Source organism: Nguyenibacter vanlangensis (genome assembly GCF_013376155.1).
In the GTDB taxonomy this organism is placed as follows: domain Bacteria; phylum Pseudomonadota; class Alphaproteobacteria; order Acetobacterales; family Acetobacteraceae; genus Gluconacetobacter; species Gluconacetobacter vanlangensis.
The window spans coordinates 1-2,768 of record NZ_JABXXP010000390.1 but is presented as its reverse complement, the minus strand read 5'-3'; the positions used below and the strand labels follow the sequence as shown (position 1 = coordinate 2,768).

At 66.0% G+C, this 2,768-nt stretch carries 2 protein-coding genes and 1 pseudogene; all 3 read right to left on the bottom strand.

Going from position 1 to position 2,768, the window contains the following annotated elements:
- A pseudogene (locus HUK84_RS14335) lies at positions 1–222 on the bottom strand (energy transducer TonB); the annotation flags it as partial.
- Positions 223–863: 641 nt separating this feature from the next.
- A protein-coding gene (prfB, locus tag HUK84_RS14330) for a peptide chain release factor 2 (RefSeq protein ID WP_176640893.1) occupies positions 864–1,995 on the bottom strand; the annotation gives its coding sequence in 2 pieces (ribosomal slippage) (positions 864–1,925 and positions 1,927–1,995; 1,131 coding nt in all).
- Between the two features lie 80 nt (positions 1,996–2,075).
- Positions 2,076–2,768, bottom strand: a 693-nt coding sequence (locus tag HUK84_RS14325) for a penicillin-binding transpeptidase domain-containing protein (protein WP_281362821.1), incomplete at its 5' end; no start/stop codon positions are given.

The following is a 2,768-nucleotide window of genomic DNA, read 5'->3' as shown; positions in this document are numbered from 1 at the left end:
CGGCGGCTGCGTCATCACCGGCGGCGGGGGCGGCGGCGGCGGCGGCGGCGGCGGCTTGGGCTCGGTGATAATCTTGGTCTGGATAGGCGGACGCAGCTCCTGGACGATTTTCTGCCCAAGACCGTTCATCAACGCCCAGATCAGAACCACGTGCAGGAGAACAACGACAGTGATCCCGATGATATGTTTCGTCGGACTGCGTTGTTGTTCCGCGTAGTTCATGTCGAAACCTCCTCAAAACTCTCCGCGCCGGTTTCGGCACTCGACACCACAACAAGTCAGGACCACTGAAACGGCACCGGGACCGGCCCCGGGACGAACCCGGAACATGTGCCGCGGCGCGGACCGCCGACACATTTCGGACACACGAAAGCCGCATCGGAGACCATCGTCCCCTGCGTTACGACCTGGCTGGAGAGGCACCGAAATGCCTCCAAGCCCTTGAATTGGGCTATTGGCACCCCCTGATGTCAAGCAAGATATTTATCGAATTTGAATCGAGCAATTTGTCATCATTGGCCTAAAATTTGCCCACATTAACAACATGTCACAAACGGCTAAAAACTCGCGTTTTTTGAGAATGCAGCCAAGAATCTGCCATTTTTTGCGCCGTCGCTTGTTTCGGCCGCCGGACGGTCCGCCGGATTGCGCCGCCCGTTCGGCAGGCCACGAACCCGCGATCACCCGCGATCAAATAAAAACGAAGGGGGCGGTTTCGGATCGATATCGATCCGTTCAAGGTGCGGTCGCGCAATAAATGCAAAATGGCCGGCGCGGAAACGGAAGCGTGAAAAAGGCATAAAAAAGGCGGGGACGGCCTTGGCCGTCCCCGCCCCGCACCCTGCCGGCCAGGCAATAACCGGCTACTGGGCGGCCGCGCTGGCCTCGGAGCGCGTGGCCCCGACCCGGGCGGCCAGGGCGGCCGCCATGAAATCGTCCAGGTCGCCGTCCAGCACGGCATCGGGATTGCCGCGCTCGACATTGGTCCGCAGGTCCTTGACCAACTGGTACGGCGCCAGGACGTAGGAGCGGATCTGGTGGCCCCAGCCGATATCGGTCTTCGCGGCCTCGGTCTGGGCGGCGGCGGCCTCGCGCCGCTGCAGTTCCTGCTCGTACAGCCGGGCCTTCAGCATCGTCATCGCGGTCGCGCGGTTGCGGTGCTGCGACCGGTCGGTCTGGCAGGCGACGACGATGCCGGTCGGGACGTGGGTGATGCGGATGGCCGATTCCGTCTTGTTGACGTGCTGGCCGCCGGCGCCCGAGGCCCGGAACGTGTCGACCTTCAGGTCGGACTCGTTGATCTCGATCTCGATCGAATCATCGACCACCGGATAGACCCAGACCGACGCGAACGAGGTCTGACGCCGCGCCGCCGCGTCGAAGGGCGAGATCCGCACCAGGCGATGCACCCCGGCCTCGGTCTTCAGCCAGCCATAGGCATTGGGCCCCGAGACCTGGATCGTCGCCGATTTCAGCCCTGCCTGCTCGCCTTCGGAGCTTTCCATCAGCGTGACCTTGTAGCCATGCTGCTCGGCCCAGCGGGTATACATGCGCAGCAGCATCTCGGCCCAGTCCTGGGCCTCGGTCCCGCCGGCGCCGGCATTGACTTCCAGATAGCAGTCATTGCCGTCGGCCTCGCCGGACAGCAGGCTCTCGGTCTCGCGCCGCTTGGCTTCCTCCGCCAGGGCGCGCAGCATCAGCACCGCGTCCTTCAGGACGCCGTCATCGCCTTCCATCTCGGCCAGCTCGACCAGGTCCAGCGCGTCGCGGACATCGGCTTCCAGCCGCTGCACGCCTTCGACCTGGCCGGCCAGCAGCGTGCGCTCGCGCATCAGCTTCTGGGCGGCGTCCGGATCGTTCCACAGATCCGGATCCTCCGCCCGGTTGTTCAGTTCGGCCAGGCGGCCCAGGGCGACATCCCAGTCAAAGATGCCTCCTCAGCAGCGCCACCGACTGCTTGATCTGGTCGTTGAGGGATTCGCTCTCGGCAGACATGGAACGGGATCTCCGTCAGAAAAAAAGGCGGCCCACCGGGGATGGAGGATGGGCCGGGCGGATATGGGCGATGCGCCGCGTCAATACAGCCCGCCCATGCCGATGTCACCCCCGCCGGCCGGTTGCGGCGGGACCTTGGGCGGTCCGGCCGGCACCGCCGTACCCGGCACCGTCGTGCCCGGTACCGTCGTATCCGGCGCCGTGGTGCCCTGGGCTCCGGCGGTGGGCGAGGCCGCCATGTCGCTTTCGGAATCCGGCATGTTCTCGGCCCCCGTGTCGGCGGCCGTCAGCGCGCCGGTCACGTTCGCATACAGATCGGCGCTGACGCCCGGAATCTGGTCGGGCTTGAACGCGTCCACCGCCATCACCCGGCCGGTGTCGTAGCGCGCCAGCGTCACCCCCGGGGGCACCGGGAAATCCAGCCTGGGCCGGTCGGCCAGCACCGCCTTCATCACCTGGTTCCAGATCGGGCCGGCGATGTTGCCGCCGGTCTCGTTCTTGCCCAGGCTTTGCGGCGCGTCGAACCCGACCCAGACGACGGTGACGATGTCGGGCGAGAACCCCGCGAACCAGGCATCGTTGAAATCCTGGCTGGTGCCGGTCTTGCCCGCGATCGGCCGGTCGATCCCATCGCCGGCCGGCTTGCCGGTGCCCTGCCGGATCACGTCCTCCATCATGCTCAGGATCTGGAAGCTGCTTTCCGGCGAGGCGATCTGCGGCCGCGTGTCGGCCAGCAGCGGCCCGTCCGCCGGAACCGCCCCCACGCCCCCGCC